This window comes from Streptomyces sp. NPDC030840 (genome assembly GCF_055572015.1).
Map to the genome: position 1 here is coordinate 561,972 of NZ_JBVIEE010000002.1, position 24,356 is coordinate 586,327.

23 protein-coding genes are annotated in these 24,356 nt (G+C 72.3%); 9 read left to right on the plus strand and 14 right to left on the minus strand.

Annotated features, from left to right (window positions below; translation table 11 throughout):
- Positions 1-129: 129 nt before the first annotated feature.
- The 3 genes from glgC to ACZ49J_RS06535 form a co-directional block, all read right to left on the minus strand.
- The gene (gene glgC / locus ACZ49J_RS06525; RefSeq protein ID WP_467452104.1) at positions 130-1,350 is read right to left on the minus strand and encodes a glucose-1-phosphate adenylyltransferase; all 1,221 of its coding nucleotides are present in this window, start codon (positions 1,348-1,350) and stop codon (positions 130-132) included.
- A 66-nt stretch (positions 1,351-1,416) separates the two neighbouring features.
- Entirely contained in the window at positions 1,417-2,568 is a 1,152-nt protein-coding gene (gene glgA / locus ACZ49J_RS06530) for a glycogen synthase (protein ID WP_467452105.1), read from the minus strand.
- Between the two features lie 103 nt (positions 2,569-2,671).
- Entirely contained in the window at positions 2,672-3,415 is a 744-nt protein-coding gene (locus ACZ49J_RS06535; RefSeq protein ID WP_468348128.1) for a (2Fe-2S)-binding protein, read from the minus strand.
- Between the two features lie 210 nt (positions 3,416-3,625).
- On the opposite strand from ACZ49J_RS06535, the gene ACZ49J_RS06540 reads away from it, so the two are divergent.
- Complete coding sequence (locus ACZ49J_RS06540) at positions 3,626-4,762, plus strand: DMT family transporter (protein WP_467452107.1); 1,137 nt, start codon at positions 3,626-3,628, stop codon at positions 4,760-4,762.
- A 17-nt stretch (positions 4,763-4,779) separates the two neighbouring features.
- Here ACZ49J_RS06540 and ACZ49J_RS06545 read toward each other — a convergent pair whose 3' ends face one another.
- Positions 4,780-5,973: a transglycosylase family protein gene (locus ACZ49J_RS06545; RefSeq protein ID WP_467452108.1), complete on the minus strand. Its 1,194-nt coding sequence runs from the start codon at positions 5,971-5,973 to the stop codon at positions 4,780-4,782.
- Between the two features lie 311 nt (positions 5,974-6,284).
- On the opposite strand from ACZ49J_RS06545, the gene gndA reads away from it, so the two are divergent.
- Positions 6,285-7,724: an NADP-dependent phosphogluconate dehydrogenase gene (gene gndA / locus ACZ49J_RS06550; protein WP_467452109.1), complete on the plus strand. Its 1,440-nt coding sequence runs from the start codon at positions 6,285-6,287 to the stop codon at positions 7,722-7,724.
- 512 nt (positions 7,725-8,236) lie between these two features.
- Here the strand turns inward: gndA and panD are convergent.
- The 4 genes from panD to ACZ49J_RS06570 form a co-directional block, all read right to left on the minus strand.
- On the minus strand, positions 8,237-8,656 hold the full coding sequence (panD, locus tag ACZ49J_RS06555) for an aspartate 1-decarboxylase (protein WP_467452110.1): 420 nt from the start codon (positions 8,654-8,656) through the stop codon (positions 8,237-8,239).
- A gap of 144 nt (positions 8,657-8,800) precedes the next feature.
- Positions 8,801-9,976 (minus strand): zinc-dependent alcohol dehydrogenase, encoded by a 1,176-nt coding sequence (locus ACZ49J_RS06560; protein ID WP_467452111.1) that lies wholly within the window; start codon positions 9,974-9,976, stop codon positions 8,801-8,803.
- Positions 9,973-10,440, minus strand: coding sequence for a hypothetical protein (locus tag ACZ49J_RS06565; RefSeq protein WP_467452112.1), 468 nt, complete (start codon positions 10,438-10,440; stop codon positions 9,973-9,975). The genes ACZ49J_RS06560 and ACZ49J_RS06565 overlap by 4 nt, the downstream gene beginning before the upstream one ends.
- Before the next feature lie 277 nt (positions 10,441-10,717).
- Complete coding sequence (locus tag ACZ49J_RS06570; protein ID WP_467452280.1) at positions 10,718-11,293, minus strand: hemerythrin domain-containing protein; 576 nt, start codon at positions 11,291-11,293, stop codon at positions 10,718-10,720.
- A gap of 253 nt (positions 11,294-11,546) precedes the next feature.
- Between ACZ49J_RS06570 and ACZ49J_RS06575 the strand changes: the two genes are divergently transcribed.
- The 7 genes from ACZ49J_RS06575 (at position 11,547) to ACZ49J_RS06605 (ending at position 17,589) form a co-directional block, all read left to right on the plus strand.
- A complete protein-coding gene (locus ACZ49J_RS06575; RefSeq protein WP_467452113.1) occupies positions 11,547-13,211 on the plus strand; it encodes a RecQ family ATP-dependent DNA helicase in 1,665 nt (554 codons plus the stop codon).
- 158 nt (positions 13,212-13,369) lie between these two features.
- Positions 13,370-14,044, plus strand: coding sequence for a hemerythrin domain-containing protein (locus ACZ49J_RS06580; RefSeq protein WP_467452114.1), 675 nt, complete (start codon positions 13,370-13,372; stop codon positions 14,042-14,044).
- Positions 14,045-14,127: 83 nt separating this feature from the next.
- A complete protein-coding gene (locus tag ACZ49J_RS06585; RefSeq protein ID WP_467452115.1) occupies positions 14,128-14,391 on the plus strand; it encodes a hypothetical protein in 264 nt (87 codons plus the stop codon).
- Positions 14,392-14,695: 304 nt separating this feature from the next.
- Complete coding sequence (locus ACZ49J_RS06590) at positions 14,696-15,187, plus strand: DUF2243 domain-containing protein (protein WP_467452116.1); 492 nt, start codon at positions 14,696-14,698, stop codon at positions 15,185-15,187.
- Positions 15,184-16,140, plus strand: a complete 957-nt coding sequence (locus tag ACZ49J_RS06595) for a cytochrome c oxidase assembly protein (RefSeq protein ID WP_467452117.1) — start codon at positions 15,184-15,186, stop codon at positions 16,138-16,140. The genes ACZ49J_RS06590 and ACZ49J_RS06595 overlap by 4 nt, the downstream gene beginning before the upstream one ends.
- A gap of 498 nt (positions 16,141-16,638) precedes the next feature.
- On the plus strand, positions 16,639-16,803 hold the full coding sequence (locus ACZ49J_RS06600) for a hypothetical protein (RefSeq protein WP_467452118.1): 165 nt from the start codon (positions 16,639-16,641) through the stop codon (positions 16,801-16,803).
- Positions 16,804-17,055: 252 nt separating this feature from the next.
- Positions 17,056-17,589, plus strand: coding sequence for a hypothetical protein (locus ACZ49J_RS06605; RefSeq protein WP_467452120.1), 534 nt, complete (start codon positions 17,056-17,058; stop codon positions 17,587-17,589).
- Between the two features lie 156 nt (positions 17,590-17,745).
- On the opposite strand, the gene ACZ49J_RS06610 is transcribed toward ACZ49J_RS06605, so the two are convergent.
- From ACZ49J_RS06610 to ACZ49J_RS06635, 6 genes are all read right to left on the minus strand, one after another.
- Positions 17,746-18,150 (minus strand): hypothetical protein, encoded by a 405-nt coding sequence (locus ACZ49J_RS06610; RefSeq protein WP_467452121.1) that lies wholly within the window; start codon positions 18,148-18,150, stop codon positions 17,746-17,748.
- Between the two features lie 49 nt (positions 18,151-18,199).
- Positions 18,200-18,772, minus strand: coding sequence for a hypothetical protein (locus ACZ49J_RS06615; protein ID WP_467452123.1), 573 nt, complete (start codon positions 18,770-18,772; stop codon positions 18,200-18,202).
- Positions 18,773-18,842: 70 nt separating this feature from the next.
- A complete protein-coding gene (locus ACZ49J_RS06620) occupies positions 18,843-19,577 on the minus strand; it encodes a YqjF family protein (RefSeq protein ID WP_467452124.1) in 735 nt (244 codons plus the stop codon).
- Between the two features lie 156 nt (positions 19,578-19,733).
- Complete coding sequence (locus tag ACZ49J_RS06625; RefSeq protein WP_467452126.1) at positions 19,734-21,494, minus strand: ABC transporter ATP-binding protein; 1,761 nt, start codon at positions 21,492-21,494, stop codon at positions 19,734-19,736.
- Positions 21,491-23,230, minus strand: coding sequence for an ABC transporter ATP-binding protein/permease (locus tag ACZ49J_RS06630; RefSeq protein WP_467452127.1), 1,740 nt, complete (start codon positions 23,228-23,230; stop codon positions 21,491-21,493). Before ACZ49J_RS06630 ends, ACZ49J_RS06625 begins: the two co-directional genes overlap by 4 nt.
- Complete coding sequence (locus ACZ49J_RS06635; RefSeq protein ID WP_467452128.1) at positions 23,227-24,348, minus strand: nitroreductase family protein; 1,122 nt, start codon at positions 24,346-24,348, stop codon at positions 23,227-23,229. Before ACZ49J_RS06635 ends, ACZ49J_RS06630 begins: the two co-directional genes overlap by 4 nt.
- Positions 24,349-24,356: the final 8 nt, after the last annotated feature.

Sequence of the window (24,356 nt, forward strand, 5' to 3'; positions counted from 1 at the left end):
GGGGAGTGGTGCTCACTCCCATCACCTCCTGGGGCTAGCAGCGCTCTTTCCACACTCGGGTACCCATAAGAAGAAAATACCCAGCATGGGGTGAAATGTCTGCACATGTCAGGCTTGGCCTGACTCGCCCTACGAGACCCGCTGCCCCTTGCCCAGCGCGATCACTCCGCCCTTGGAGACCGTGTACAGCTCGGCGTCCCGCTCGGGATTGACGCCGATCGTCGCGCCCGGCGGCACCTCGACGCCCTTGTCGAGGACCGCGCCGCGTACGACCGCGCCCCGCCCGATGTGGACGTTGTCGTGCAGCACCGAGCCCTGTACGACCGCGCCGGGGTCGACCACGACACCGGGTGAGAGCACTGACCGCGTCACCTGCCCCCGGATCAGGCAGCCGGCGCTGATGATCGACTCGCTGGCCATTCCGCCCGCGTTGAAGCGGGCCGGGGAGAGCTGGTACGAGTGCGTGTAGATGGGCCAGCTGCGGTTGTACAGGTTGAAGGCGGGACGCTCGGCGATGAGGTCCATGTGGGCCTCGTAGTACGCGTCCAGGGTGCCGACGTCACGCCAGTAGCCCCGGTCGCGGTTGGTCTCGCCGGGCACGTGGTTGGCGCTGAAGTCGTACAACTGGGCCTCGCCGCGGTCGGTGAGCTGCGGCAGGATCGAACCGCCCATGTCGTGCACGGACTCCTCGTCCTCGGCGTCCCGCTGGAGCGCCTCCACGAGGGCCTTCGTGGTGAAGATGTAGTTGCCCATCGAGGCGAACACGCACTCGGGGTCGTCCGCGAGGCCCGGCGGGTCGGCGGGCTTCTCCAGGAAGCGCTCGACGATCTGCCCGTCCGAGCCGGGGGTGATCACGCCGAACGACGACGACTCGGCACGCGGTACCCGTATCCCCGCGACCGTGACGCCCGCGCCGCCCTCGATGTGCTGCTGCAGCATCTGCCTCGGGTCCATGCGGTAGACGTGGTCCGCGCCGAACACCGCTACATAGTCGGGCTGTTCGTCATGGACCAGGTTCAGGGACTGCAGGATGGCGTCCGCGCTGCCCAGGTACCAGCGCGGGCCGAGCCTCTGCTGCGCCGGGACCGGCGTGACGTAGTTGCCCAGCAGGCTCGACATCCGCCATGTCGTGGTGATGTGGCGGTCCAGCGAGTGGGACTTGTACTGCGTCAGCACGCAGATCCGCAGGATGTCCGCGTTGACGAGGTTGGAGAGTACGAAGTCCACGAGGCGGTACGTACCGCCGAAGGTCACCGCGGGTTTCGCCCGGTCGGCGGTCAGGGGCATCAGCCGCTTGCCCTCGCCGCCCGCCAGTACGATTCCCAGTACCGAAGGTCCACCGCGTCGCATGCCGCCGCCCCTCTACGCCCGTTGTGCCGCTGTGCTCAGCTCTGCCCTGCCCGCTGCCCGCCCCTGTTACCCCTGTTTGAGGACTTCCTCGTACAGGTGAACGGTACGTCGGGCCACCGCGTCCCAGCCGAACTCCCCCACCGCCCGCTCCCGTCCGGCCGCGCCCATCCGCGAGGCGGTCACCGGGTCGGCGATCACCGTGTCGAGAGCCCGCGCGAGCCCCGCCTCGAAGTCGTCCCCGGTCGGCACGAGCAGCCCGGTCACACCGTCCTCGACGACCTCGGGGATACCCCCGACCCGGGAGGCGACCACAGGTGTCCCGCACGCCATCGCCTCCAGATTGACGATGCCCAGCGGTTCGTAGACCGACGGGCACACGAACACAGCGGCATGGGTGAGGAGTTGGATGACCTCCGCGCGCGGCAGCATCTGCGGGATCCAGTGCACGCCCTCGCGCACGGCGCTGAGTTCCTGGAAGAGGGCGCGGAACTCCTGGTCGATCTCCGGGGTGTCGGGAGCGCCGGCGCACAACACCACCTGAGCCGCCGGCGCGATGTCCCGTACGGCGCGCAGGAGGTGGGGCACGCCCTTCTGGCGGGTGATCCGGCCGACGAACAGGACGTAGGGGCGGCCGGTGTCGACGCCGTACCGGTCGAGGACGTCGGTGCCGTGGTCCGGCTGGTAGAGCGTGGTGTCGATGCCGTTGTGCACGACGCGGACCCGGTCGGGGTCGAGCGCCGGGTAGCAGCTGAGGATGTCCTCACGCATGGCGCCGGACACGGCGATGACGGCGTCGGCGGCCTCCACGGCGGTGCGCTCGGCCCAGCTGGACAGCGCGTATCCGCCGCCGAGCTGCTCGGCCTTCCACGGGCGCAGCGGCTCCAGCGAGTGGGCGGTCATCACGTGCGGGATGCCGTACAGCAGCTTGCCGAAGTGGCCGGCGAGGTTCGCGTACCAGGTGTGCGAGTGGACGAGTTCGCGGCCTTCGAGCGCGGCCGCGATGGACAGGTCCACGGAGAAGGTGCGCAGCGCGTCGTTGGCGCCGTCGAGCGTGGGCCAGGGGCGGTGGCGGACGACCCCGCCCGCGGCGCCCTCGCCCCAGCAGTGCACGTCCAGGTCGGTGAGCGACCTCAACTCCCGGGCGAGGAACTCGACATGAACCCCCGCTCCGCCGTACACGTCCGGCGGGTACTCCCGGGTCAGCAGGCCGACTCGCACCCGAAACCCCCTGTCTCAGCGGTTGGTTCCCCCATGGTCACCCAGAGGTGCCGGTGGGGGGAAGACCGCGATCCTCCGGCAGACCGCGGACCCGGGCCCGCGGTCAGTGGCGGGGCGGGCGGTCGAAGCAGCAGTCGCCGCACAGGCCGCCGCCGGGAACCCGGTAGTAGAGGCAGCAGCTGCGGCGCCGCAGGGTGGCCGGGTCGAGGCTGCCCGACAGGCCGGGCCGCCCGAAGAGGTCCGCGGCGTGCGCGCGGGCCCTGTCCCCCACCTCCGGGCGCCCGTGGGTACGCGCCCAGCGGTCGAGCTGGCGTACGGCGCCCATGAGCGCGGAGCCCGCGTTGCCCCACAACAGCCGCTCCGACATGCGGAACCGCTCGCGCAGCAGGGCCGCCAGCGGGACGAGATGCCCCTCGCGGACGACCTCACCGATCGCCTCGGCCGGCAGGGCGCGCACCTCGGTCAGCCACAGATCGTCCGGGGCGCCGCCGTCCGGGTCCCAGCGCAGCAGTTCCGGACGCAGGTCGGGAACCTGGTCCTCCAGGGCGGCGGATCCGAGGGCGACCGCCCACAGCCGGGCCACGAGTCCCTGGTGCGCAATGGAGACCGCGACGCGCCGCTCCGGCGCGCGGATACCGTCTGCGACCTTCTGGGCACGGAAAATCACGGGATTCGTGTAAACCTCGTCAGGGGCACCACTTTCGTCCGCGTGCCCCGCCGTGTACGCCCGGGCGAGGGTGGGGAGCCGGCCGTCCGGCGGTTCTCCCGTGCGTAGTACGAAGAAGCCGCCGAGTGCCTTGAGCGCGCCGAGATCGGGGTCGAGAGCCACGAAGAGCAGTAGTACCAAGCCCCCTAGGGGGCTTCACCGGCTGGGTGGCGCATGGTGTCCCCCCTCTTGGGGATGACGAACGGCCCGTCCTACTCCATCGGCAGTAGGACTCAATGAGTGCTCAGGGACGACGACGCGGGCCTGTTCGCGAGGCATCGTTGTAAGCATGGAAGCCGACCGTACGCCGCGCCGGGCCACGTGCCCCCGCCGCTCGCAGAGGAGCAGCTCATGAGCGCCCTCGCGTTGTCCGTGTTGCTGTCGTTCGTCTCCGCCGTCGCCTACGCGGGCGGGGCGATCGTGCAGGAGCGGGTCGCGGTGTCCTCCCCCGACAAGCGCTACGCACCGCTGCGCAGGCCGGGTTGGTGGGCGGCCGTCGCGCTGAACGGCCTCGGTGGACTGCTGCACGTGGTCGCGCTCGCGTACGGCCCGCTGAGCCTGGTGCAGCCGCTGGGCGCGCTGACGATCGTGTGCGCGCTGCCGATGGCCGCGATCTTCGTGGGCCGCAGGGCCGGCGCGACGGCGTGGCGGGGCGCGATCATGGCCACGGTAGGTCTCGCGGGTCTGCTGTCGCTGGTCGGCGCGTCGGATGCGCAGTCCCTCAACAGCGCCCAGCGGGTGGCGGTGGCCCTGGCCACCGGCGGCGCGGTGGCGGCGCTGATGGTGGCGGCGCGCGCGGCGCACCGGCACCCGGCGGTCCGGAGCATCCTCCTCGCGGTCGCGGCCGGTGTCGCCTTCGGTATGTCGTCGGTGTTCACCAAGACGGTCGCGGTGGACTGGACGGGCGGGGTCTCCCTCGCCGATGTGCCGACGCTCGCGGTGATAGGCGTCCTCGCGACGGCCGGCATGCTGCTGTCGCAGGCCTCGTACCGGGGCGCCGGGCTCGCAGCCCCGCTCGCCACGCTGACCGTGGTGAACCCGGTGGTGGCGGCCGCGGTGGGCCTCACGATGTTCGGCGAGACCTTCCGCTACGGCACGACCGGTACCGTCCTGGCGCTGGGCTGCGGTGTCGTCGCGGCGGGTGGCCTGATCCTGCTGACCACGGAGCGGATCGCGAGCCCGCGGCCCGAGCCGGTGGACGCGACGGCTCCCGCGGCGGCCGGTGTCCCGGCCGACCGCGACGCCGTCGAGGAGCTGCTGGCCGCCGCGCTGCCCGAGCCGGCCGTCGCGCCGGTCCACGGAGGCCGCGGGGACCACGGGCCGGTCCGGGATGCTCTCATCCCGGCCCCCGCGCTGGTGAAACAGGAGGGCGCGTACGACGGACCGCGCCGGTCCGACGACCCGCCACACGCCTACGGTCCCTTTCACAGCGGCCCGTACGTGCCGGTGCCGGTACTCGACCGGCACCGTACCCGGGTCACCTCCTGATCCGTCGCCGGCAGGGGTCAGACCCGGACCCCGCCGGACCTCAGATAGGCGACCGGATCGATGTCGCTGCCGAAGCCGGGCCCCGTCCGCACCTCGAAGTGCAGATGCGGGCCCGTGCTGTTGCCCGTGGACCCGGAGCGGCCGATCCGCTGGCCGGCGCTCACGTTCTGCCCGGACTTCACGGAGATGGCCGACAGATGGGCGTACTGCGTGTAGCGGCCGTCGGCGTGCCGGATGACCACCTGGTAGCCGAACGAGCCGCCCCAGCCCGAGCTGACGACCTCGCCCGCGGCCACCGACTTCACGGTCGTACCGGTGGCCACGGGGAAGTCGAGACCGGTGTGGTAGCCCTTGGACCAGGAGGAGCCCGCGGCGCGGTAGGGCGTGCCGGACGAGGCGTCCACGGGAGCGACGAAGGAGGCCGACGTCGCCCTCTTCTCCGGTTTCCGCTCCTGCTTCCTCTCCTGCTTCCGCTCCGCCTTCTTCTCCGGCTTCTTGTCCTCGGTGGCCTTGTGCCGGCTGGAAGAGGCGCTCTGCTTCGAGGGCTTCCCGCCCGGTGCGTTCGACCGCAGGTTCAGACGCTGGCCGGGGACGATCAGGTCCGGGTCGCCGCCGATGGTCCTGCGGTTGGCCTGGTACAGCTTCTGCCAGCCGCCCCGGACCTTGCGCGAGTCGGCGATCTCGGAAAGCGTGTCGCCGCGTACGACGGTGTACATCTCCGCGGTGCCCGCCTGGGACTGGGGAGTGGTCTGCGGGGTGACGTCGCGGATCGTCCGTTTCGGCTTGGCGGTCGAGGCCGGCGTGCCCTGGGGGTTGATGTCCGGTGTGTCCCCACCGCGCGTGAGGCCCGCGCGCACCGAGCACACCGGCCAGGCGCCGGGGCCCTGGCCTTCGAGGACCTTCTCGGCTACGGCGATCTGCTGGTCCCTGGTGGCCAGATCGGCGCGGGCCGCGTAGGCCGTGCCGCCGTACGCCTCCCACGTCGACTGGCTGAACTGAAGCCCGCCGTAGTAGCCGTTGCCGGTGTTGATGCTCCAGTTGCTGGTGGACTCGCAGGCCGCGACCTTGTTCCAGGTGTTCACGTCGGCGGCGTCCGCCACGCCGGTTCCGATGAGGGGAATCGCCATGCCGGCGCCACCTGCCGTGACGGTCAGCGAGGCCCGGTTGATCCTGTTCGGCTGGTACCGGCGGTGCCGACCGCGTACGGCCATCGAGATGCCCCCTCACATATGCCAGAGGCCGCAAAAGTAAGGGCGGGGAACAGGCCATGACAAGACGGCAATCAGCCGCCCTGAGCCGTGAACTGGCGAGTAAGCGACGCGGGTTCGGTCAGCAGTTGAGGCAGGTGGGGCCATCCCTGCGTAATCAAGCACGTCAGGCCGCGCAGTGCGATCGGCGCCACGGCACGTCAGGATGGCCGCAGAGTCGATACGAAGGGCAATACTGACGGCACGAACCGGCACCACCGATATCAGGACCTACCGGCACCACCGATACCAGGATCCCTTTAGGAGCCAACCGTATGAGCACAACAGCCCAGATCGGCGTCACGGGTCTCGCGGTCATGGGGAGCAATCTCGCCCGCAACTTCGCACGCAACGGCTACACGGTCGCCGTGCACAACCGCACCGCCTCCCGCACCCACGCGCTGGTCAAGGAACACGGGCACGAGGGCGACTTCATCGCGGCCGAGAGCGCCAAGGACTTCGTGGCGGCGCTGGAGCGGCCGCGGCGCCTGGTCGTGATGGTGAAGGCGGGCGGCCCGACCGACGCGGTGATCGAGGAGTTCGCCCCGCTCCTGGAGCCCGGCGACATGATCATCGACGGTGGCAACGCTCACTTCGCCGACACCCGCCGCCGCGAGGCGGCACTGCGCGAACAGGGCATCCACTTCGTGGGCGCGGGCATCTCCGGCGGCGAGGAGGGCGCGCTCAACGGTCCGAGCATCATGCCGGGCGGCCCGGCCGAGTCGTACGAATCGCTCGGTCCGATGCTGGAGAAGATCTCCGCGAAGGCGGCGGACGGGGCGCCGTGTGTGACGCACGTGGGCCCGGACGGCGCCGGTCACTTCGTGAAGATGGTGCACAACGGCATCGAGTACGCCGACATGCAGCTCATCGGCGAGGCGTACCAGCTGCTGCGCGACGTCGCCGGCTACACCCCCGCGCAGATCGCCGAGATCTTCCGCACGTGGAACACCGGCCGTCTGGACTCGTACCTCATCGAGATCACCGCCGAGGTGCTGGCCCACGTGGACGCGGCGACGGGCAAGCCGTTCGTGGACGTCGTCCAGGACCAGGCCGAGCAGAAGGGCACGGGCCGCTGGACCGTGCAGATCGCGCTGGACCTGGGCGTCCCCGTCTCCGGGATCGCGGAGGCGGTGTTCGCGCGCTCGCTCTCGGGCCACAGTGCGCTGCGGGAGGCCTCACGCGGACTCGCCGGCCCGAAGCCCACGGCGCTGAGCGCGGCCGAGGCGGGCGCCTTCGCGGACCGGGTGGAGCAGGCGCTGTACGCGTCGAAGATCGTGTCGTACACGCAGGGCTTCCACGAGATCACCGCGGCCACCGAGGAGTACGACTGGAACATCGACCTCGGCAAGGTCGCCTCGATCTGGCGCGGTGGCTGCATCATCCGCGCGGCGTTCCTGGACCGTATCCGTGCCGCGTACGACACCCGGCCCGACCTGCCGAGCCTGCTGTCGGACGACACGTTCGCGCAGGAGATCGCCGCCGCGCAGGACGACTGGCGCGAGGTGGTCATCGCGGCGACCCGGCAGGGTGTGCCGACCCCTGGTTTCGCGGCGGCGCTCGCGTACTACGACGCGCTGCGCGCGGAGCGGCTGCCGGCCGCGCTGACGCAGGGGCAGCGTGACTACTTCGGGGCGCACACGTACAGGAGGACGGACCGGGAGGGGTCGTTCCACACGCTGTGGGGGCAGGACCGCTCGGAGGTCGAGGCGTAGGCGCTCCGCTGGGTTCGCCGGTGGGTGGGGCGCGGGTGGGTCGCGGTTTTTTTGCGCAGTTCCCCGCGCCCCTGATGTTCGGGGCTGCGGCCGTGTCGTGATGCTGCGGGTGGGTCGTGGTTCTAGCGCAGTTCCCCGCGCCCCTTACGGGGCGCGCGTGATGTGGCCCGGCGTGGTCTGTGTGCCGCGCCGGGCCGTCGAACTGTTTCTCATGCGGTTAGGAAAGCGGTGGCCCCGGTTCGGGTTCCGGTACCGGGTCCGGCCCCGGGGGCTTCGGAATCGGTGACGGGGGCGGCTCCGGCGAGGGACGCGGTTCCGGGTTGGGGTCAGGGGGGCTCGGGGTCGGCCCCGGTTCCGGGAACGGCTCCGGGCGGTCGGGCCCCGGTCCCGGGGTCGGCCCCGGCTTCGCCGGGTCGGGATACGGGTGCGTCATGGTGTCCTCCAGCCATGCGGTGCGTCGGCTCTGGACCTACCCCACGGGTACCCGGAGCGTGGCCGGGCAGTCACCCTGTTCAGACCGTGACGGCCTGCGGACTGCGCTCCTGGTCCGAGCCGGGAACCGGCTCGGACGGGTCCGCGCCGAGAGCCACGATGCGGTTGTCGCGGTCCACGTGCACGACCCGGGGCTTCAGGGAGCGGGCCTCGGCGTCGGAGACCTGCGCGTAGCTGATGATGATCACCAGGTCTCCGGGGTGGACGAGGTGGGCCGCGGCCCCGTTGATGCCGATGACCCCGGAGCCGCGCTCGCCCTCGATGACGTACGTCTCCAGGCGGGCGCCGTTGGTGATGTCGACGATGTGCACGAGCTCTCCCGGGAGGAGATCGGCGGCGTCGAGGAGGTCGGCGTCGATCGTCACGGATCCCACGTAGTGCAGGTCGGCCTGGGTGACGGTGGCTCGGTGGATCTTGGACTTGAACATGGTGCGCAGCATCCTGTGCTCCTAGAAGTCGGCTCCCTGCCAGCTTTTTGCAGGTCAAGGGCGTTCTTCACTGTACACGGGCATGCTTGGGACTCGAAGATCGTGAGGAACATCGCTTCACTCTGACGCGAAGGCTCCGCCTGCGGTGGACCACGGTCAGCCGCCCGGCCGGATCACCGCGCGCACGCAGCCGTCGTTCTTCTCCTTGAACATCTCGTAGGCCCGCGGCGCCTCGTCCAGGGGCACGGTATGGGTCGCCAGGTGGGCCGTGCTCAGCTCTCCGGCCGCCAGCCGGTCCAGCAGCATCGGGATGTAGCGCTGGCCGTGCTGCTGGGCGCCCCGCACGGTCAGGCCCTTGTTGATCACCGCGCCCAGCGGGAACTTGTCGACCGCCCCGGCGAAGACGCCGAGGACGAACACCGTGCCGCCCTTGCGGCAGGCGTGGATGGCCTGCCGTACGGCGGTGGGACGGTCCGTCTGGAGCCGGAGCTGCTGCTTGGCCTGGTCGTAGAGGTGGACGGGGCTGTCGCTGTGGGCTTCCATGCCGACCGCCTCGATGCACACGTCGGGGCCACGGCCGCCGGTGCGCTCGCGCAGTTCCGCCCCGATGTCGGTGCTGGTGTAGTCGATGACCTCACTGCCGACGTGCCGCTCGGTCATCTCCAGGCGCTCGGGAATCCGGTCGATGGAGATCACGCGCTCCGCGCCCAGCAGGATGGCAGCGCGCGCCGCCATCTGCCCCACGGCCCCGCAGCCCCACACGGCCACCACGTCACCCGGCTTCACGCCCGCCAGGTCCGCGCCCATCCATCCCGTGGGGACCGAGTCGGAGACGAACAGGGCGCTGGTGTCGTCTACGCCCTCCGGCACGGGGAAGGCACCGTAGTCGGCGAAGGGGACCCGTACGTACTCGGCGTGGCTGCCGCGCAGTCCGCCCATGGCGTGCGAGTAGCCGAAGATGCCGCCGGTGTCGGCGCCGAACAGGGCCTGCCCGATGCCGGGGTTGGTGTTCGTGTTGTCGCACAGGGACCACAGGTCGTGGGTGCAGAACCAGCAGCGGCCGCAGCCGACGAACGAGCAGACCACCACCCGGTCCCCCACCTTGTGCCGGCGTACCCCGGCGCCGGCCTCGACGACCTCCCCAAGGAACTCGTGACCGATGACGTCCCCGGACCGCATGAAGGGGATGTAGCCACCGATGAGATGGAGGTCCGAGCCGCAGGTGGTGCCCGCGATGAGCCGTACGATCACGTCCTGGTCGTTGCGCAGGACGGGATCCGGCACCTGTTCCACGGCGAGCTTGTTGACGCCTTCCCAGCACAGCGCCTTCACAGCACTCCCTCCCCGCCCGCGCGGCGACTCAGCAGACCGACGAGCTTCCCGCCGGGGGTGTCGTGGGTGGTGGGCGGTGTGTCGGGCAGCAGGACCTCGTCCGCTTCCAGCAGCGCCTTCGCTTCACGCAGGGAACGGCGCAGGTCCTGACGAGGATCCTGGCCCGTGAGCCGTGCGGGCACGGACGAGGCATCCGACGGCACGTCCTTCAGGCGCACCGCCACTTCGGTGCCCCGGTCGCCGGGTGCGGGTCGGATCCGGGTCTCGATCCGGTCGCCGTACTCCTGCAGCGGCGTCGGCAGCTTGTCGGCCTGGATGTCGGCAGGTGAACGGTTGATCGTCACCGTGAGCCAGCGGTCAGCGGCGGCCGGGTCCGCCGGACGTGCCGTCGAGCGCCGTAGGGCGACGACAGCACCCGCGGTGAGTCCCGCAGCGGCTGCCCACAGTGTTTTCCGGAGCGTCATGGACGGTCACATCCTCGGATGGTCAGGTACGACGGGTGAGCAGCGCCCCGGGCGATCAGGCCCGTGCAGAGGGGAGCACGGGTGCGCGGGGTCATGGTGGGCCTTCTCTCCCGGAGCGCCTCGCGGTGCGCGGCGAGTACCCCCACTCAGGCGTGCAATCTCCCCGGCGTCCGATGCTCACGTCATGCCGTTCCGCCGGCCGTCGTCCGTGTCCGGGACGAGCGCGACGCTGAGCTGCTCAGGCGCGGGCCGGTGTGGCCACTCTGTTCCGACCTGATCAGCTGTCCTTGCCCATCGCCTTGCGGACGGCGTCACGAGTCCGGTCGATCACGGCTGCCACGGGCCCGACGGCGACATTCTCCGCCGCCGTCTCCACTCCCGGATGCGGGCGGGTGGGCGCCATGGCCTCGGCAGCGCGTACAGCCGTGGCCATCATGGCAAGCTGCTGTGCTCCGGCCTTCTCGCGCAGCCCGGGGAACTCGTACTGTTCCTCCGAAGCCGCGTGCTGGAGCACGTCCGCGCGCAGTTCCCGCAAGGCGGGCATGAACCCGGGGTCGTCGGGGTTCATGTCATCGAGCCGGCTCAGCTTCTCCTTCGCGGCCCTCTCTTCCTGAAGACGGTCGTCGACCACCTGCTCACCGTCCTGCAGGAGACGGCGGGCTGAGGGGTGGACCACTTCCTCCTCGGCGGTCTCGTGGACGGCCAGCAGGCGGACGAGCCTGCGGAATGCCTCCGCCCGGTCGTCGGCAGTGGCGTTCTCGACCTCGGCGAAAAGATCACGGATGTGGTGGTGCTGCTGCATCAGCAGTGTCACGACGTCGTCGCTCTCGCCGGCGTCGTCGAGGTGGGGCATGGCGTCGGTCAAGGGATTCTCCCTGGGGTGCGGGCGGCGTCGGCCCGCAGAAAGCGGGCACCTGGGCTTTGTCCAGGTTCTGCCTGGTGACGGGCGGCCGCGACCGCGCGGGCCCGAACGGCGCAGGTGATCACCCAGGCGAGCAGCCGGGATCTCGACCCCTCACGGCTGCCGCGCCGTACCGCATCGCGGCCGGCGACGGGGGTACCCGGGCCAGGCCCCAGGAGTGCCGGGCCGTGAAGGGGGCGTCGCGATGAGCGGGAACGAACGGATCGCCGAGCTGCGCCGCGCCGCCCGGGAACGGTTCGGGTGGAGCGACCTGGCCGCCGAGCAGACGGAGGCGATGGAGGCACTGCTCGACGGGCGCGACGTGCTGGTCGTCATGCCCACCGGTTCCGGCAAGTCGGCGATCTACCAGGTGCCGACCGTCATGCTCGGTGGTCCCGCGGTCGTGGTGTCGCCGCTGATCGCCCTGCAGCGCGACCAGGTCACCGGCCTGCGGGAGAGCGCGGCACCGGACGCCGTGGCCGTGAACTCCGCGCAGCCCCGCTCGGCCACCGACAGGGGCTGGCGCGCGATCCGGGACGGTGACGCCGAATACCTGTTCCTGTCCCCCGAGCAGCTGGCCAAGGACAGCGTCGTCGAACAGCTGCGGGAACTGGGCCCCTCGCTGTTCGTCGTCGACGAGGCCCACTGCGTCTCCGCCTGGGGACACGACTTCCGTCCCGACTACCTGAATCTGGGCGAGGCCGCCGAACGGCTGGGCCGCCCGCCGGTACTCGCTCTGACGGCGACGGCCGCGGCCCCGGTCAGAGCGGACATCGTCGAGCACCTGCACATGCGCGAGGCCCACGTCGTGACCACCGGGACCGACCGGCCCACCATCCATCTGGCGGTGCGCACCTTCACCGACGACCCCGCCAAACGCGAGACCGTCGCACGCTGGACGGCCCAGGCGTCCTCCCCGGGCATCCTCTACACCGCCACCCGCAAGGACGCCGAGGCGTACGCGGAACGACTTCGGCAGGACGGCGTGGACGCCGAGGCGTACCACGCGGGCATGAAGGCAGCCGACCGCCGCCGGATCCACGACAGCTTCATGGCCGGCGCTTCCGCCGTGGTGGTGGCCACCTCCGCGTTCGGGATGGGCATCGACAAGGCGGACGTGCGGTTCGTCGCCCACGCGTCCGTCCCGGAGTCCCTGGACTCCTACTACCAGGAGATCGGACGCGCCGGCCGGGACGGGGAGCCGGCCCGCGCGGTGCTGTTCTACCGCCCCGAGGACCTGGGACTGCAGAAGTTCCTCACGGCCCGAACCCTGGACGCCGAGGCACTGGCCCGGATCATGACCACGCTGCTCGGCCAGGACGCCCCGCAGAGCCGTAGCCGGACCGCGCAGCTGTGCGGCCTGTCGCGCCGGAAAACCAGCGATCTGCTGAACCTGCTGGAAGAGGCGGGAGCGGTGACTGTCGAGGGCAGGCGTCGCGCGGTCCGGGCCCTGCCCGGCCGCACGGCGGACGAGGCCACCGAAGAGGCGGCACGGGTGTTCGAGCGGCGGCGCCGCGTCGACCGCTCGCGCATCGAGATGATGCGCGGCTACGCCGAGACTCCTACCTGCCGCCGCCAGTACCTTCTGGGCTACTACGGCGAGCAGCTCGACGCACCGTGCGGGCGGTGCGACGTGTGCGACCGCGAGGCCGAGCACCCCGCCACCAGGGCCGGGCACCGGGACGCCGCTCCCCCGCCCGGACACGGCGGGCTCTATGAGACGAACGACCGGGTGCGCCACGCGGAGTGGGGTGCGGGCACCGTGATGCGCACGGAGGAGGACCGCCTCGTCGTGCTGTTCGAGCAGGTCGGCTACAAGACGCTGTCCCTGACAGCGGTAGAGGAGGGAGACCTGCTCACCGGCACCTGACGCGCCCGGCGACCGGGCCGGGCCATGACCGGGCCGAGCAACAGGTGAGAACGCCACAAACGGCATGAAACGCCGCATCGGGGTACCCGCAACCGGACACTGCCGGCAGCCGTCGGTACGACGGGCGTCTGCGGGCGGTCTGCGCAGAGGAGGGCCCCATGCCCGAGACGATCAAAGAGCAGACGGTTGGGCAACTGGGCGGCCCGAGCAGCGTGCTGGCCCGGCAACGCCGTGATCATGCCGAGATGGACAGGTTGATGGACCGCTATCAGACCCTTGCGGACGACGAGGACCGCGAACGGGTCCTGCGGGAGACCGTACAGCTGGTCTTCAGCCACGCCTTTGCCGAGGAGACCGTGCTGTGGCCGGCCGTCCGGCGCTCGGTCGCGGACGGGCACGAGTTGACCTCGCGGGTCGAGGAGGAACACCAGCAGATCAACGATCTTGTCGCCGACATCGAACGCCTGGGTCCGGGTTCTCCTGAGCGTGAGGAGAAGGTGCGGCGTGCCTTCGCGCTGATACGGCAGGACATCCGCGACGAGGAGGACCTCGTGCTGCCCCGGCTGCAGGAAGCGCTGCCCGCCGCGCAGCTGCGCCGGCTCGGCACGGCATGGGACACGGTGCGGCGCAGCGCGCCCACCCACCCCCACCCCGTCATCCCGCGGCGCCCGCCCGGCAACGCGGTCCTGGGCGTACCGCTCGGTCTCTACGACCGGATGCGCGACGCCTTCGGACTGAGCACGTCCATGGCCGCTGCCAAGAAGGTGTTCACCGGGCTCGCCGGGGTCCTGGTGCTGGTCGCGGCCGTCGCGACGCGCCGCAGACGACGTTGAGCCAACCGGGTGCGTCGCTGAGTGCCGAGGGCACCGAGGACAGGCCGTCGACGCCGGCACGCATCTGGTGATCGGGAGGCATCATGTCCGTGTGGTCATGGGTCCGCGAACACCTGGGGGCGCGCACGACCGAGCCCTCCGCAGAGGTCCGTTCGGGTCGGCCGGAGGACACGGGCGGTAAGCCGGACACCGGGGCGGCGGACCGGCACAGCACGACGGGGACGACGCCCAACGACGTCTTCGTGGGCCGGGTCGCGGGCGACGACCCCGGCTACCTGGAGACGGGCGCCGAGAAGCGCGCCGAACCGGACACCGGAAAGGGCGACGGGACCACGAAATCGACGTAGGGAAAGACACCTAAGGGCATCGGTGATCGCCGAGCAGGCGTTCGGGCTGGACTGCCGGCCGTCCGGGTGCCGCATCTGCCATGTCCTCGCCGTCCCGCCCGCTGAGTGACCACCGCGATGCCGGTTGGCGCGGGAACCGGGCTCCGGCTCCTGCGAGGTCGCGCATGAGCGGCGCCCCCCTCCTGTCCTGAATCGTGTTCTCCTCTCCTCTGAGGGCCGGTGTACTTGTGCCTGACCCTGTCCTGGCGGGTACCCGGCGTCGGCATCCCCAGCCGACGTCGTCGTACGGCAGGAAGGAAGAGCCATGAGCGACTCCGTCCGGTCCGACACCGCGCCGGGCACCGGCTCCGCGCCCCGCAGGTCCATGGCCGTCTGCGCGCTGCTCGGGGCGGCGGTCATGGCCTCGGTCGACGAGATCGTCTTCCATCAGATCCTGGGGTGGCACCACTTCTACGATCGGTCCACCTCCGGCGTGGGCCTGCTGTCCGACGGACTGCTGCACACCGCCGAACTGCTGGGTCTGGTCGCGGGGTTCTTCCTCTACGCCGATCTGCGCCGCCGCAGGGCCCTGGCGCCGGCCCACGCGTGGTCGGGCTTCTTCCTCGGGATGGGCGTCTTCCAGCTGTTCGACGGAATCGTGGATCACAAGCTGCTGCGTCTGCACCAGATCCGCTACGGGGTGGATGTCACTCCGTACGACTGGGCGTGGAACATCGTCGGTCTGGTCCTGCTGCTCATCGGCGTGATCCTGGCCCTGCGTGCGGCCCGCCGCGGCGGGGCCGGGCCGGCGTCGTGACACTCGCGCACGTCCACCCCGGCGCGGCCACCGGACCCGGGACGGGCCAGCTGCTCACTGCCGTGGCCGCGCTGCTGGTGGCGGTGGCGTATCTGCTGGCCGCGGGGCGTCTGCGGCGGCGCGGGGATGCCTGGCCCGGGTGGCGGGATGTGTCGTTCACCGCCGGGGGCGTGGGTACGGCCTGGGCGTCGGGGGGAATCGTGCCGGGAGGGCCGTTCACCGGGCACATGATCCAGCACCTCGTCGTGGGCATGGCCGCCCCGCTGCTGTTCGTCGTGGCCCGCCCCCTCACCCTCGCCCTGCGAGCCCTCAGTCCAGGCCGGGCACGACGACGCCTGCTGACCCTCGCGCGATCCCGTCCCGTCGGCTGGCTCGTCCTCCCACCGCTGGCGGCCCTGGTGGACGTGGGCGGCCTCTGGCTGCTGTACCGGACGGAGTTGTTCGCGGCCATGCGGCACCAGCCGTTGCTGCACGGCGTGGTGCACGCGCACATGCTCGCGGCAGGGCTCGTGTTCACCTTCGCCGTGTGCCAGCTGGATCCGGTGCGCCGTCGCTGGGGTGTCGCCGTACGCGGTGCCACTTTGCTGGTCGCCGGCGCGGGGCACGCGGTGCTCGCCAAGAGCCTGTACGCACTGCCGCCGCCCGGCACCGACTTCACTCCTGCCGACCTGCACAGCGGCGTCCAATGGATGTACTACGGCGGCGACGTGGTCGACGCGGCCTTGGCGGTGGTGCTGGGGGTGGGCTGGTACACGGCCGGCGGACGTGTCCGCGCCCGTCGCACCCGCCGTGGAGCTGCCCCGGCCAGCTCCCAACAGAGGTTGACCGGCGCAACCGGGGCACTCGGTGACCGTCGGCAGCTTCGAGACCCCGAGGGACATGATGAGCGGGACGGCACCGGGGACCGGCGACAGCCGGATGCGGCCGAGAAGGCTGGACATCTTTCTCAATGATCACTTGGCCGGTGGGGCGGCCGAGCGGAGTTTGCCCGGCGCATGGTTCACGAGCACGGAGATTCGCCCTACGGCGACGAACTGAGGACGTCGGCGGAGAAGATCTCGCAGGACCGGCAAGCCCGGCCGCGGCTCCTCGCGGACCTCGGCGTATCCGTCGATCGCTACATGCTCCACGGGGCACGGCTGGGCGAGAAGGCCGGGCGGGTGAAGCCCAACGGGCGCCTGCTGCGCCGCTCCGGCCTCTCCTTGTTGGCCGAGCCGGAAGCGCTGCGGCTGGGGACGCACTGCAAGGCGCCGTCCGGGCTGCTCTGCTCGCCGCGGCGCCGCAGGACGCCCGTCTGGACTCGGGGCGGCTGGACCAGCTGCCCCACAGGGCCCGCCGGCAGAGCGAGACGCTGGATTCCCTGCACGACAGGGCCACCGCAGGGCTGCTGTCCCCCGCCCCGTCGAGGGGGAGCGACAGGTGTGACCGCCACCGGGGGAGGAGACACCCTCATGATCCGTCCTGAGCACGTGGAGGCGCTTCTCGGGTCCGACGCCGATGACGCCAGACTGATCATCACCGCCGCCACCGTCGTGGTGGTTCCGGCGTCGGCGCTGGACAACGAAAGCCAAGGGCAAGGACGGATAGCCGTCCGAACCCGGCACGGTGGACCATGAACGCAGACGACAGCACCTTACTGGCCCGGGGTCCGTGGCGCTCCGGCTGGCGGGTCAGGGCCTGAGTTGGGCGCGACGCTTCCGCTGACCAGCTCGGTCCGCTGCTTTGCGCGGTCCGTGTGCCGGGCCCGGGCGGCGTGGGAGAGACAGGGCGACACGGTCGGGGTACTCTCCGCGCGCCGGCGCGCACCGGGACACCGACTGCCGCCCGGCCGGTGGGTGAAGGCGGTCGTACCGGGTACTCGCCAGGGCATGATCAAGCGCGCACTGTGGCAGGGACTGCTCGCCGGTACCGCCGGAGGCGTCGTGATGACCCTCGGCGAGAAGATCGAGCAGGCCGTCACCGGCCGGCCCGATTCCCATGTGCCCGCGCGGGTCCTGCAGCGGCTGACCGGTCTGCCCGAACGACCCGGCCGCCAGCCGGTGCCGGTCAACTGGGGCATGCACTACGGCCAGGCCGCCCTCCTCGGGGTGCTCCGGTCGGTCATGGCCCAGGCCGGACTGCGCGGACCGGTCGCCTCCGCCAAGTTCGCCGTCGTCCGTCTCACCAACGACCAGATCCTGGAGAACGCGACCGGCGTCGGCGCCCCACCGCAGACCTGGCCCCGCAAGGAACTCGTCGTGGACCTGCTGCACAAGAGCGTTTACGCATTCGCCACGGGTGCCGTCGCAGACGCCCTGGCCGCCCGTGGCGGCCCAGGCCCCGGACAGCGCCACGCCGCCGCCCGCCCCGGCCGCCACGCCCACGTCGGACCCCTGCCCCGCGGGCATGCCTACGGGGCGTGAACCCAGCGGTCCGAGTTGCGGGTGTTCAGAGCTTGTCGGCTCGGTGTCACCGGCCGGGTCGGGTGGAACACCACCGAGACGATCAGGCGTGACCTGGGGGCCCAGCGCTTCGATGGGCGTCGTTACCGTCCGGGCGGTGAGAACGAGAGCCGCTCGTCACCGTCGGCCGCTCCTGACGTCCCCCGTACTCGGCGCGGGGGACGAACGCAGCCAGGCGGCGATCCATCCGGTCTGCATCGCGGCATCGAGGAGGTACGTCGGCCGGATCCGCCCCTTGGGTACGTAGACCAGGTCGACGGCCAGCAGGGTGAGGGCGGTGCCCAGCCCGATCCGGCGGGCGTGGGCCGGGCCCTGCGCGTCCCCGGCCGCCGCCAGCTGGGCGATACCGGCGGAGGCGAGCAGTCCGCCCGTCGTCATCTGCAGCCACACGTCGTTCTTCGGGCCGAAGACCCACTCGAAGCTGCGCAGGTGCAGCAGGGGCCACAGCCCGCCCACGATGTTGAAGGCACCGTGCGCGACCGCGAGCGTGTGGGCGGGCTCCCGCACTCCGGTTCTGCTCAAGGGACATCCCTCCGTTGGGTTCCGGCCGGGTACCCCTGCCCGGGCGCACTCACTCCGGGCCCAGTTCGACCGTCGTCGTGACCCGGGTGACGGAGGGGTTCCTCGGCACCGAACCGAACCCGAAGCGCACGGGCGGCTCGACGGGTGCCATCGCCCCGAGGTCCGCGCCCCCGTAGGCGGCCGAGACGGCACGGATCGGCAGCAGGTCCCGGGCGCCGTACCATTCCCGGCGGCCCTGCCCGGCGCTGCCGCGGGTGCGCACGCCCGGCAGCAGCAGGCGGGCGGGCCGGTCCGTCAGCGCGCTCCATACCGGACGGCGGGCGAGCGCGCCGGGTACGGTCCGCAGCGCGAAGCCCAGAAGCCCTCGACGACCGGTGGTGAAACGCAGGTCGAGTGGCCCGGCGGTGACGGTCCAGGTGCGGTCCGTGACGCTCACCTCGACGGGGACGGCACAGACCGTGTCGAAGACGTAGGTGCCACTGATGAAGTCCGCTGTCTCCCGCGTGGGGGCCAGCAGCATCCTGTCCCCGTCGGCCCGCTCCAGCATCACGTCGCTGAACGCTCCGAAGGGTGACCCCTGCCAGTGTCCGAGCACGATCCGTGTGCCGGAGGAGGTGCCCATGCCCGCGATCCAGCCGTCGAAGCGCACGCGTCGGCGTCGCGTGACAGCGCCGGAACGCCGTCGAGGGGAGTCAGGAAGGCTGGGACACACGCTCCGGGACGCACGGCCTGGAGGGCCCGAGCCGTACATGCCTGACTCCTTCCGAGAAGTGCACCAGGGGCTCACCGAGGGGGGCTTCCCGGAGGCCCGCCGCGGCGGTCAGCGTCTCCTCCAGTACATCGACAGCGGCGCCGGCCAGCGGCCACGGCTCGTGCTCGACGGGCGTCTCCCAGAGCATGCCGAGCCTGCGGGTGTACGCCCGCCAGCGCGAGGTCAGCCACACGTCCCGATCCGACGGCTCGATCGGGTCGCCAGGCCGGACGACCAGGCGGTAGGAGGCGTCACCGATCCATCGGGAACCGGAGTACGAGACGGTGTCCCCGTCCGTGGACACGCGGAGGGTCCCCGGGTTGTACGGTGCGCCGATGGCGCGGGCCGCCACCATCGGGGGGAAGGCGACCTCGATGGACAGGAACCAGAGCCCGTCCCGGCCGTCACGGTGCCGTACGTACGTGCGCAGGTTGGTCTCCGCGAACGTCGGCAGGCCAGGCATCGAGGCGGGAACACCGGGGGGTCGCACGTCCGCCATGACAAAGGGGGTGAACCCCACCCAGGCGGCCCCCTCGTACTCGTCCACGACCAGTCCCCCGGGCAGGAGCGCCTGGACCGCGTCAGGCCGGAACGGCCAGTGGACGAACGTCTGCGTCAGCCAACCCGCCCGCAGCGCCGGCAGGCGCACCCGCTGCTCTGCTCCGTATGCCACCACGGGCGTCGGGTCCCCCGCGCACGATCGAAGGAAACCCGCGGGGCCCTGCACCGCGGGCGGAACGGCACCGGCCGTGAAGGGGGCCAGGACGCCGGACCGCCCGGGCGAAACGCCTCGCCCGGCTCAGGGAAGGTAGTCAGCCCAGGCCTGCGGCCTTCAGGACGCCGTGACGGCGAGCACGCGGTTGAGCGCGCTGTCGGGGCGGGCGATGAGTTCCTCCCAGGTGCCCTCCTCGGCGATGCGGCCGGCGCGGAGGACGGCGATGCGGTCGGCGCGGCGGATGGTGGCGGGGCGGTGGGCGATGACGATCGTGGTGCGGTCTTCCTTGCCGAGAGCGGCGGCGAGTTGGGCGTCCGAGGCGTTGTCCAGGTGGGCGGTGGTCTCGTCCAGGACGAGGACCCTGGGTTCGGCGAGCAGTGCGCGGGCGAGAGCGATGCGCGCGCGCTGGCCGCCGGAGAGGGTGGAGCCGCGCTCCCCGACGAGTGTGTCCATGGTGGCGATCCGGTCGATGCCGCATCGTCGGGCCGTTTCGGCGAGGAGGTCCTCGTCGGCGTCGGGTGCGGCGAGGCGCAGGTTCTCGGCGAGGGTGCCGTGGAAGAGGGGGGTGTCCTGGCCCACCACGGCGACGGCACCGCGGAGTTGGGTGTCGGTCAGGTCACGGAGATCGACAGGGTCGTCTCCGTCGGGCACCAGCTGGACGGCTCCCTCGGCGGGGTCCCAGAAGCGGGCCAGCAGGTGGGCGCACGTCGACTTGCCGGCCCCCGAGGCGCCGACCAGGGCGAGGGTCTGCCCCGCCGGCACCGTCAGGTCGACCCCCTCCAGTACGGGCCGGCCCCCGTAGTCGAAGCTCACCCGGTGCAGCCGGACGCCCAGCGGGCCTGGGGGGAGCGGGCGGGGTGAGGCAGGCGGCGGGGCGAGTGCGGGGGCTTGGAGCGCCGCGTCGACGCGGGCGGCCGCGGCGCGCAGTCCGACCGCCTGGCTCACCGCTCTGGCCGACTCGGCGACCGGGCCCAGCACCGACAGGGCCAGCGCCATCGCCGCCGGGGCCCATGCGCCGTGCAGGCGGCCGGAGGCCACGGACTGCGCCGCGGCGGCCACCACGCCGAGGACCGCGAGGACGATGAGGGCGTCGCGAACAGCGGCGGCCATGGCCTCCCAGGTGGCCTCGGCCCGCTGCGCCTCACCCACCCTCCGCCCCTGTGCGGCGAGTTGACCGCGCCGCTCGGCCAGCCCTCCGAAGGCGAGCAGCTCGCGCAACCCGTCGACCGTTTCCACGGTGTCGGCCGAGAGCTTCGCGGCGGCCGACCGGGTGCGGGCTCCCCGCACCGCACGTCCGCGCGCGTCGGCGAAGGGCGCCACGGCGAGCAGCACGGCGACCGGCAGCACCGCCACCAGCAGCCACGGCTCCACCGTGGCCAGTGCCGCGGCTCCGCCGGTGAACACGACACCTGAGGCGAGGAGTTGGGCCGTGGTGTGGGCGTAGAAGAACTCCAGTGCCTCCACGTCGGCCATCGCGGTGGCGGCCAGGTCTCCGCTGCGCCTGCCGGCCACCCGGGCGGGCGCGCTGCGGGCGAGCCCGTCGAAGATCCGCACGCGCAACTCGGCCAGCACCCGGTAGGCGAGGTCGTGCGAGAGGTCCATCTCGCGCCAGGTCGTCAGGGCGCGTACCAGGACGAGGACCATCAGGGCGATGACCGTACCGGCCGAGGGGGCTCGGTCCTCGGTGACGGCGGTTCCGACGGTGTGCGCGGCCAGCGTCAGGAGCGCGACCAGGGACCCCTGTTCGAGGAGCGCGGCGGCACAGGTGCGGGCCATCATCGTGCGGTGCCCGGTGAGGGCGGGCAGCAGAGCACGCAGTGAGCCACGCGCGGGCACGGCGGGCAGCTCGGCCACGGTGCTGTCGGTGGTGCTGCTCATGCGGCGAGCCCTTCCTCATGGGTGCGTCCCGCCTTGACGAGGCCGGCGTAGACGCCCCCGGCTTCGACGAGGGCGGCGTGTTCGCCGATGGCGTCCACGCGTCCGCCGTCCAGTACCACGATGCGGTCGGCGTGCCGGACGGCCGCGAGCCGGTGGGCGACCACCAGGACGGTTCGGCCGCCCGCGGCGTCGAGCAGCTCGCGGACGATGTCCGCCTCACGTCGTTCGTCGACCGCGCTGGTGGCCTCGTCGAGGACGAGCACCGGAGCATCGGCCAGCAGGGCACGGGCCAGGGCGAGCCGCTGCCGCTGACCGCCGGACAGGGTGGCGCCGCGTTCGCCGAGGACGGTGGCGTAGCCCTCGGGGAGGGCGGCGATCTCGTCGTGGACGCCGGCGGTGCGCGCCGCCCGCACGAGCTCGTCGTCCGTGGCGTCCGGCCTTGCCAGGCGCAGGTTGTCGGCGATGGTGGCGTGGAAGAGGTACGTCTCCTGGGAGACGACGGCGATGCCCTGTCGCAGCGAGTCGAGGGCGTACGCGGCCACGTCCCGGTCGCCGATGCCGATCCTGCCCCGCTGCGGGTCGCGCCGGCGCAGGAGCAGGGCGAGCAGCGTGGACTTGCCGGCGCCCGACGGGCCGACGATCGCCGTGGTGCGCCCCGCCTCGGCGGTGAAGGTGACGCCGCGGAGCGCGGGGGCCTCCGCTCCGTCGTAACGGAACTCGACGTCCTGGAAGCGCACTTCCGGCGGGGCCGGCCAGTGCGCCTGTGCTGTTCCCGTGTCGGGGACGGCGGGTTCGGCGGTGCGCAGCGCCGTGAGCCCGTCGGCGGCCGACACGCCCAGGTACCCGGCGTGCCATTCGCGGGACAGGTCGCGGACGGGCCGGAAGCACTCTGAGGCGAGGAGCAGCACCAGGTAGGTCCCCGTCGCGGTGGTGGTTCCGGTGACCGCCGACCAGCAGCCGAGCAGGGCGGCGGCCACGACGCCACCCTGGATGGCCAGATCGGTCAGGCCGGTGTCGACGAGCGACACGCGGAGCTTGGCGACGGTCGCCCGGTGCAGCGCCGCCGAACGCTCCTGGAGCCGCTCCCGGGTACGCCCCACGGCGCCGGCGGCCCGCAGCGCGGGCATGCCCTGCAGGGCCTCCAGATAGTCGGCGCCCAAGCCCTCGTAGGTGTCCCAGTGCTCCTTGCCGCGCTGGGCGAGGAGCCGGTCCCAGGCACGCGGCCCCGCCAGGGCGAGCAGCAGGGCGGGAACGAGGCCGAGGAGGACGCGCGGTTCGACGGCGGCCAGGGCGGCGAGCAGCAGGGGCGGCACGGTGAGGGTGATGAGGAGCTGGGGCAGGTAACGGCAGACGTAGGCGTCGACGCCCTCGACCCCGTCGACGAGTGTGGTGCGGACGGCCCCGGCGCGGGCGGTGGTGAGATGCGCGGGCCCCAGTCGTCCGAGGTGGGCGAGGAGTTCGTCCCTCAGCCGCACCCTGACCTGCGCCCCGGCACGTGTGGCGGTGCGTCGCTGCCGGTTGTCGAGCACGGCCCGGACGGCTACGACGGCGAGCACGGTCCCGAGGAGCGGAGGAAGCCGGTCCGTGTCGCCCCCGGCCAGGTCGGCGAGGGCGACGGCGAGCAGCGCGGCCTGCGCGAGGTGGGTGAGGGTGACGGCCCCCTGCAGGAGGGTGGCCGCGAGCAGGGGGCGCCGGGCGTGCCGTGCGGCGCGGCGCAGCTCGGGGTGGACGATCACGAGGTCCTCTCCTCGGGGTGGGTGGTGCCTGGGCCGTGGACTGTGCGGACACGGCCCAGGGCCAGGCCGTGGACGATCCAGTCCTTGCCCCGCGCGGAGCCGAGCGCGGCGCCCAGGTCGGCCTGTTGCCAGGAGCCGACCGGCCGAGCGGCCAGCCCCTGTCCTGCGGCGGCCACGTGGGCCAGGTGGACGGCGAACCCGGCGCGCAGGTGCGCCCGGCGGATCAGCGGGGCTCCGGCGTCCGTCGGGCAGCCGTACCCGAGCAGGACGGCGCCGGCCTTCGCGATCCAGCCCTGCCCCGCGGCCCAGGCGGCGAGCGTCGGCCGGGCCTCGCCCGCGGCGAGGCGCCGCAGGGTGCCGTCCGGTGCCAACTCGACGAGTTCGGGCTGTGGTTCGCCGACAGCGACGCACCAGGAGAGCTCGCCGGCGCTTGCGTCGACGGCGGTGGCGAGCAGCGCCCTCAGGGCGTCGCGGGGCGGGGTGCCCCGCAGCGGTGGCGGGGCACTGCGGCGGGCGAGCAGGTCGCGGGGCGTGGGCCCGTCCGCGGCCCGGGCCGCTCCGCCGGACGCACCGTCGGGCAGGCCGAAGTGCACCGCGGCAAGTGGTTCTTCAGTGAGCCCGTCCAAGCCGAGTACGGGCTCCGCGACGCCCAGCGCCCGTCCCGCGAGCCACAGCGCCGCGGCGGCGTGCCCGGTGTCCAGAAGGATGAGCGGCCAGGCGCGGTGGCCGTAGTGGGAGATTGTGCGTCGCGGGGTGACGGAGAGTTCGACGGTGGCTCCGGGCGACGCGTCGTCGGGTCCTGGGCCCAGGTGGTGCACGCGGTGGGCCAGCGGGTCGTAGCCGTAGCGCCCGGGCGTCAGTGGGCAGTGGGTGCCGACGACCAGTTGGGCGTCGACCGGGTGCAGCGCGCCCGCTGACGGTGCGGGCCGCAGCCGTCCGGAATCGTCCGAGGCCGCGAGCGAGAGGCGGAGCAGCCGGCCCGGGTCCAGCTCGTCGGGGCCGGGCTCCGGCAGCCGGCGCGGCGGTTGCGGCCACGCGCGGACGGCGCGACCGGCGGGTGTGTCCGGGCCGGGCCGCTCGGGAGAGCGGGCGTGGGCGAGGGCGGCGACGAGATCCACGGGTGGCC

Coding starts and splice junctions, on each gene's coding strand:
- glgC (WP_467452104.1), bottom strand. CDS start 1,350: ATGCGACGCGGTGGACCTTCGGTACTGGGAATCGTACTGGCGGGCGGC.
- ACZ49J_RS06540 (WP_467452107.1), top strand. CDS start 3,626: ATGAGCGCCCTCGCGTTGTCCGTGTTGCTGTCGTTCGTCTCCGCCGTC.
- ACZ49J_RS06545 (WP_467452108.1), bottom strand. CDS start 5,973: ATGGCCGTACGCGGTCGGCACCGCCGGTACCAGCCGAACAGGATCAAC.
- gndA (WP_467452109.1), top strand. CDS start 6,285: ATGAGCACAACAGCCCAGATCGGCGTCACGGGTCTCGCGGTCATGGGG.
- panD (WP_467452110.1), bottom strand. CDS start 8,656: ATGCTGCGCACCATGTTCAAGTCCAAGATCCACCGAGCCACCGTCACC.
- ACZ49J_RS06565 (WP_467452112.1), bottom strand. CDS start 10,440: ATGACGCTCCGGAAAACACTGTGGGCAGCCGCTGCGGGACTCACCGCG.
- ACZ49J_RS06570 (WP_467452280.1), bottom strand. CDS start 11,293: ATGCCCCACCTCGACGACGCCGGCGAGAGCGACGACGTCGTGACACTG.
- ACZ49J_RS06575 (WP_467452113.1), top strand. CDS start 11,547: ATGAGCGGGAACGAACGGATCGCCGAGCTGCGCCGCGCCGCCCGGGAA.
- ACZ49J_RS06580 (WP_467452114.1), top strand. CDS start 13,370: ATGCCCGAGACGATCAAAGAGCAGACGGTTGGGCAACTGGGCGGCCCG.
- ACZ49J_RS06585 (WP_467452115.1), top strand. CDS start 14,128: ATGTCCGTGTGGTCATGGGTCCGCGAACACCTGGGGGCGCGCACGACC.
- ACZ49J_RS06590 (WP_467452116.1), top strand. CDS start 14,696: ATGAGCGACTCCGTCCGGTCCGACACCGCGCCGGGCACCGGCTCCGCG.
- ACZ49J_RS06600 (WP_467452118.1), top strand. CDS start 16,639: ATGATCCGTCCTGAGCACGTGGAGGCGCTTCTCGGGTCCGACGCCGAT.
- ACZ49J_RS06605 (WP_467452120.1), top strand. CDS start 17,056: ATGATCAAGCGCGCACTGTGGCAGGGACTGCTCGCCGGTACCGCCGGA.
- ACZ49J_RS06615 (WP_467452123.1), bottom strand. CDS start 18,772: ATGGGCACCTCCTCCGGCACACGGATCGTGCTCGGACACTGGCAGGGG.
- ACZ49J_RS06625 (WP_467452126.1), bottom strand. CDS start 21,494: ATGAGCAGCACCACCGACAGCACCGTGGCCGAGCTGCCCGCCGTGCCC.